Origin of the sequence: Fluviicola sp., assembly GCF_030151805.1 — a bacterium.
In the GTDB taxonomy this organism is placed as follows: Bacteria; Bacteroidota; Bacteroidia; order Flavobacteriales_D; family Crocinitomicaceae; genus Fluviicola.
The window spans coordinates 1-6165 of record NZ_JASLCN010000057.1 but is presented as its reverse complement, the minus strand read 5'-3'; the positions used below and the strand labels follow the sequence as shown (position 1 = coordinate 6165).

Sequence of the window (6165 nt, the reverse complement as noted above, 5' to 3'; positions counted from 1 at the left end):
CAGGAATTATCGGACCGAACGGTTCAGGGAAATCGACTTTTCTAAAAGGAATCCTGGGAATAACACCGATAAAAGAAGGGCAGGTTTCTTTCTTTGGCAGCAGTTTTGAAAAATTTCGCTCAAAAATCGCCTATGTTCCTCAACGGGAATCCATTGATTGGGATTTCCCGATTACCGTTGAAGAAGTGGTCGAAATGGGACGGATTACCCCAAAGAAATGGTGGGCAAGAACAACTTCTGCCGATAAGGAAATCGTAAAAGAAACCCTTCGAAAAGTGCAGCTGGCTGATTTCTCTACACGACAGATCGGACAGCTTTCCGGCGGACAGCAGCAACGCGTATTTTTAGCGAGAGCTTTGGCCCAGGAAGCAGAATTAATCATTATGGATGAACCTTTCGTTGGGATTGATATGGCTTCTCAGGAGGCAATTCTGACAATCGTGCGGAAATTGAGGGATGCCGGAAAAACAATCGTTATCGTACACCATGATTTATCCATTGTGGCTCAGCATTTTGACGATGTGATCCTGTTGAACAAAAAACTGATTGCCAGCGGTTCGAAAGAAGAAGTTTTAACTCCGGAAAACATCGAACAAGCTTACGGAATGACATTTCTGCTGAATAAGAATAAACAGTAAGATGAATTTAGAAACGTTGAAATGGATTTAAGTATTTGGATTGTATTTATCGGGACGGCATTGATCGGCATTTGCGCGGCTTTGGTGGGAACATTTACTTTCCTGCAAAAGAAATCGCTGATCGGAGATGCTATTTCTCATTCCATTTTGCCCGGAATTGTATTGGCTTATATGGTATCGGGACAGCGAACCACCTGGATTCTGATGCTCGGAGCTTTTTGTGCAGGATGGCTGGCAACACAGCAAATTTCCTGGCTGCAGCGAAAAACCAAACTAAAATCCGATGCAATTGTTGCAGCAACACTCAGTATCTTTTTTGCATTCGGTTTGGCTTTGCTGTCTTATATCCAGGGAAGACCTGATGACGGACAAGCGGGATTGAGTGATTTCCTTTTCGGGAAAATTGCGGCTTTGGATCTTCAGGATTTGTATTTGTTTCTCGGTGTCTCCATCGTGATTGTTACAACCGTTTTCCTGCGTTACAGAGTGATGTTCAGTTTTGCCTTTAACAAAGAATTTATGATCAGTAAAGGATTTTCCCTGCGCTGGAACGATTTTATTTTAAATTCAATGACAATCCTGGTGGTCGCGATGGGAGTTCAGGCTGTTGGTGTTGTATTGATGTCTGCACTTTTAATCATTCCGGTGTTGTCTGCGAGAATGCTGACTTATCGCTTAAGCCGGATTCTGACTTTCGCGTTGCTTTTCGGAACCTTCTCGTCCTTATTAGGATCTTACATTTCCATTTTAGGAAAGAATATTCCGACCGGTCCGTGCATTATCATGGTTTTAAGTGCTTGTGCAATTGTGGTTGCGATAACAGTAAAAATCCAATCAAAAGGGAAGAACTATGGAAAATGATGTGTTGATGATATTGACCGCTTGTTCTGTTGCTATTCCGGCATCATTACTGGGCGTTTTGCTGGTTTCCAAAAGTTTGGTAATGGTGGGAGATGCCATTTCTCACGCCGTTTTGCCTGGAATTGTTGTGGCATATTTACTAAGCGGAACAAGAGATTCCGGACCGATGCTTTTGGGAGCGGCGGCTACCGGTTTTCTAACGACTTTTTTGATTGATTTCCTGAGAAGAAAATGGCGCATTCAGGAAGATGCGGCAATTGGATTCACCTTTACTTTTTTATTCGCGATCGGAGTGTTGCTGATTGCCATTTTTGCCGGAAAAAACAGCGATCTGGATCAGGAATGTGTCTTATACGGAGATTTGGAAACCTCCATCCTGGATCAGGTAATTATCGGCGAATACCTGTATGGAACAAGAGCAATCTTACAATTATTGCCTTTGACGGTTGTTTTACTTTTAGTGATCGTTTTGGGATTCAAAGGCTGGAAAGTCTGGGCATTCAATCCGCATTTCGGATCATTCATCGGGATTCCGATGCAACTCTTCCATTTAACTTTGATGCTACTTTTAAGTGTTCACGCCGTATTGAGTTTTGAAAGTGTCGGAGTGATCCTCGTAATTGGTTTATTGGTTCTTCCTGCGGCAACAGCATTGCAATTTTCCAAAACATTGAGCAGAACTTTTATCTATTCTGCATGCATAGGAATAGTATCATGTGTCCTTGGAGTGTTGCTTGGAAAATGGATCAATATTTCCATCTCACCACTGGTAGTTTGCGTAAATGGGTTGATTTTTATGCTTTCTGTATTGCTTTCCCCTTATGGGAAAAAAGTTGGAAATCGAAGAAGTAGTAATGAATCGAAATTTCAAGAATACAAGAATCAGGGAATTATTTGAACAAAAAAAAGTGAATAATAGTTGTCAATTCAATATTCTGATGTACCTTTGCTTCGAGAACAACAATTTTTCATAGTTGTTAGTTTTGGGTTTTATAGTTTTAGCATGGTTTAGCAAAAAGAGGAGTAAGTTACATTGAATTTACTCCTCTTTTTGTTTTTGATTGTTGCAGGTTCTTCATTTTTTTGTTTCTTTAGCGAACATTCTACAACACTTATGAAGATCAAACTAATAATCCTTACCCTTTTAGCGTATTCTTATTCATTTTCTCAAACTCAGGGTGTAGCCTTTCCAACTGTTGGAAAAGGAGTGGCAACTCCATTTGTGACAGATTATCATGCATTGGGAATCAATACATCGGCACTTGGATGGCGTCCGAGATATGCAGGCAAAAAATTTACCACCGGAACTTCTGAATTTGCATTTGGTATTTCATCGGATTCTTTGAATTCGAAAAAACTGCAGAACCTCACAAAAACACTCTACAATGCTGCTCAGCATAAAAATCCGAATGAGCTTGATTACAAGCGGCAAATGCAGGCCGTTGGCGATTATGCAGAAGCGGGAGTAGCCATTAATTTTGATTATAACTGGCTGGGATTTTCATACTACGGTGAAAAATTCGGAGGAATTGCCTTCAATATTCGCGAAAGCTACAGCTGGTATTCTAAAATGAATGCTAAAACAACCGATTTGCTATTCCGCGGAAAATTATCTTCGATCTTTGACTCTTTAACAGTTGTTTATGGTTCGGACACTTCCAGAATTGCGAATAACGCCAACATTTCCCAGGATTCTTTGGGGCATGTTATCAGCGGATCTTTGAATGTTCCGATCCGGATCAGTGAATTGACGAAAGGAACGCAGATCCAAATGGTTTGGAACAGAAGTTACAACATCGGTTACGGGCGTAAATTATTCGGAAGAGATTCTGTTTTCGAAGTATACGGAGGAGTAGGAGCAAGATTGATCACTTCGATGGCGATGTTTAACATGACTTCCGATGACGATGGACTCAGAATGTACACATCCATTACACCAACTTTTGATATTGATTACGGGAATGTCGGCGGATCGAATGCCATGCAGAAGAAAAGTAAGGGAATTGCTCCGGTAATGGGAACAGGTTATGGAATTGATCTATCCGCAAGTTTGATTCTCTTCAATAAACTGCGCGTTGCTGTTGCTGTAAACAATATCGGATCGGTGACTTACAAGCGAAATGTGTACAAAGTGAAAGATACCTTGTTCGCTTCCTTTGCGTTGGGTGGTTTGAATGGCGAGAATATTACCCAAACTGTGAATCAGCTGGTGCGGGATAACGGATTGATGACCCTGGAAGGAAAACAAAAATATACGGTGGTAAATGCTTCGGATTTCAGATTCGGAGTCAGCTATGAGCCGATCAAATACCTTCGTTTGGGATTTGATCTGGTTGCTCCGTTTAACAAGGAAAACCCGGGATCTATTCAAAATCCGGTTTATTCATTCGGGGGAGATATCATTCCGGTGAAATGGCTGCAATTGAGTGTCGGTTATTTCGGTGGTGGAATTTACAAGCACAATATGCCGCTCGGGCTCACTTTCATCATCAAAGACGGAGCATATGAATTCGGGGTAGCTTCCAGAGATGCATTGAGTTTCTTCCTGAAAAACGGAACGAGTGTTTCGGCTGCTTTAGGCTTTGCCAGAGTCAGATTTTAGGAGATCCTTCAGCTCATTCAGAATTAAAGCGGTAGCTCCCCAGATCAGAATGTCTGCTTGTTTGAAATGCGGGACATTCTTCATCGTAAATTCCTTATTCAATGGAATATCCAGCGTAATAACGGATTCCGGTTCGTAAAGTGCCAGCAAATCCAATTCGTGTATTTCAGCTACTTCCCGTTCCGAACGAGTGTATTCAAAAGATTGTTCCGTGGAATAAAACACAAAAGGCGTGATCAGGAATTGACTCACCGGAACAAATAAAGGCGTAAGTTCTTTCAGAAATTCGAAAGAGCCGGCATCAATTCCGATTTCTTCCCAACATTCTCTGATGGCTGTAAACATCAGATCCGGATCGTTCGGCTCTTTTTTTCCTCCCGGAAAACTGATCTGACCGCTGTGTGAACCTTCGTATTGCTGCCGCTGCGTAACGATCGTACAAAGCTTATTTTCGCTATTGTGAAAGAGAATAATGGCAACTGCAGAATCCCGGTATGAAATTCCATTTTGAATTTGTTCTCTGGAACTGCCTCTGTAAGGCATAAATGCTAAGTGAGATTTTTCTCCGGGCAATTCACCCGAAAACTTCTCAATTAAATCTTCATGTGTCATTTTGCTTTTTTCACACTTTTCAGAATTCGCTCAAAATCGTCGTAGGTGTAATTCATGATAGGTTTGCTCGTGATCCATTGGAAAACAAAGTAATCGTCCTTGATTTTAATCGTAGCCGTTGCATAGTAAGTTTGCCCGGAATACGAACCGTCGCCGGACACGGTCTGAATAACCCCTTTCTGTTTCAGATTTTTCGGAAGCTCTTTTTTGATCGAAGCTCCGGCATTATCCAGAGAAGCATATCTGCGCCAAACGTAAGCATCCTGGAAAGTATTCAATAAGTCATTCTTGATGATGAAATCGGAAACAAATTCCCGGTACAAATCGGATTTATTGAAACGTTCAACCGAAAAATAGATATTCAATGCATTGCTTGTCCGGGTAATTGAAGAATTTTTAACAGTGTAATTATGCGAATAATACCGTTTGAAATGATCCGGAATAGTAAACGAAATGCCTTCGTAGGTTACCGTTTTATCCAGCTTGAAATTGTAATGATTATTCTTAAAAGCCTCTCTGATCTCTTTGTTTTCCTTATCGTAGTCAAAGCATCCTGTAAGGAGGATTGTCGGAAGGAACAAGAGCAATAATCGATAACGCATAGTACTGATTTCGTTTGACTAAAATTGATTCGACTATAAATATAAAAAGTTTTGGGGGAGATTTTTTATAATTCCCGCAGATAACGCTGATGAGCTAATTTTAAGAATGGAATTATTAAACGGAAGTTTTTAGTTAAGCCTGATTAAATCTGCACAATTTGAGAGATTAGCAGAAAACAACTACTCGTTATTTCTCATTGTAATTGGAATAAAAAAAGCCCTTGAAATTTCAAGGGCTTTTCGCTGTTTAGATATCAATTTTTGCGTATTTCGCATTTTTCTCAATGAATTCACGTCTTGGCGGAACTTCATCTCCCATTAGCATGGAGAAGATCTGATCACACTCAGCAGCATTTTCAATGGTTACCTGGCGCAGTGTTCGGTGCTCCGGATTCATCGTTGTATCCCACAACTGCTCGGCATTCATCTCACCCAAACCTTTGTATCGTTGAACGTTTACAGAAGAATCTGCACCAGCTCCTTTTAATTCACTGATCAAACGGTCACGCTGATCTTCCGTCCATGCATATTCTGCTTTTGTACCTTTTTTAACCTGATACAATGGCGGAGTAGCGATATAGATATACCCTTTTTCAATCAGCTCCTTCATAAAGCGGAAGAAGAATGTCAAAATCAAAGTCTCAATGTGAGAACCATCCACGTCGGCATCACACATGATAATTACCTTGTGGTAACGCAGTTTCTCCAGGTTCAGAGCTTTCGAATCTTCTTCAGTTCCGATGCGGACTCCAAGTGCCGTATAAATATTCTTAATCTCTTCGTTTTCGAAGATCTTATGCTGCATTGCTTTTTCGACGTTCAGGATCTTTCCACGAAGCGGCATGATCGC

General features: G+C 40.9%; 7 protein-coding genes. 4 read left to right on the top strand and 3 right to left on the bottom strand.

What is annotated here, in order from left to right; genetic code table 11:
• The 4 genes from Q1V93_RS02275 to Q1V93_RS02260 form a co-directional block, all read left to right on the top strand.
• Positions 1-638 (top strand): metal ABC transporter ATP-binding protein (locus Q1V93_RS02275; protein ID WP_300660851.1); only part of this gene is annotated, 638 nt, incomplete at its 5' end.
• Between the two features lie 21 nt (positions 639-659).
• Positions 660-1499, top strand: a complete 840-nt coding sequence (locus Q1V93_RS02270) for a metal ABC transporter permease (protein ID WP_300660850.1) — start codon at positions 660-662, stop codon at positions 1497-1499.
• A complete protein-coding gene (locus Q1V93_RS02265; RefSeq protein ID WP_300660849.1) occupies positions 1489-2397 on the top strand; it encodes a metal ABC transporter permease in 909 nt (302 codons plus the stop codon). Before Q1V93_RS02270 ends, Q1V93_RS02265 begins: the two co-directional genes overlap by 11 nt.
• Before the next feature lie 216 nt (positions 2398-2613).
• Positions 2614-4101 carry a DUF5723 family protein gene (locus Q1V93_RS02260; protein WP_300660847.1) on the top strand — a complete coding sequence of 496 codons (1488 nt, stop codon included), beginning with the start codon at positions 2614-2616 and terminating at the stop codon, positions 4099-4101.
• Here the strand turns inward: Q1V93_RS02260 and Q1V93_RS02255 are convergent.
• The 3 genes from Q1V93_RS02255 to Q1V93_RS02245 all read right to left on the bottom strand — a co-directional run.
• The gene (locus Q1V93_RS02255) at positions 4075-4713 is read right to left on the bottom strand and encodes a CoA pyrophosphatase (RefSeq protein ID WP_300660845.1); all 639 of its coding nucleotides are present in this window, start codon (positions 4711-4713) and stop codon (positions 4075-4077) included. The genes Q1V93_RS02260 and Q1V93_RS02255 overlap by 27 nt on opposite strands.
• A complete protein-coding gene (locus Q1V93_RS02250; protein ID WP_300660843.1) occupies positions 4710-5315 on the bottom strand; it encodes a hypothetical protein in 606 nt (201 codons plus the stop codon). The genes Q1V93_RS02255 and Q1V93_RS02250 overlap by 4 nt, the downstream gene beginning before the upstream one ends.
• A 247-nt stretch (positions 5316-5562) precedes the next feature.
• The coding region (locus Q1V93_RS02245; protein WP_300660841.1) for a toprim domain-containing protein at positions 5563-6165 on the bottom strand (603 nt) is incomplete at its 5' end.

Coding starts and splice junctions, on each gene's coding strand:
- Q1V93_RS02270 (WP_300660850.1), top strand. CDS start 660: ATGGATTTAAGTATTTGGATTGTATTTATCGGGACGGCATTGATCGGC.
- Q1V93_RS02250 (WP_300660843.1), bottom strand. CDS start 5,315: ATGCGTTATCGATTATTGCTCTTGTTCCTTCCGACAATCCTCCTTACA.
- Q1V93_RS02260 (WP_300660847.1), top strand. CDS start 2,614: ATGAAGATCAAACTAATAATCCTTACCCTTTTAGCGTATTCTTATTCA.
- Q1V93_RS02265 (WP_300660849.1), top strand. CDS start 1,489: ATGGAAAATGATGTGTTGATGATATTGACCGCTTGTTCTGTTGCTATT.
- Q1V93_RS02255 (WP_300660845.1), bottom strand. CDS start 4,713: ATGACACATGAAGATTTAATTGAGAAGTTTTCGGGTGAATTGCCCGGA.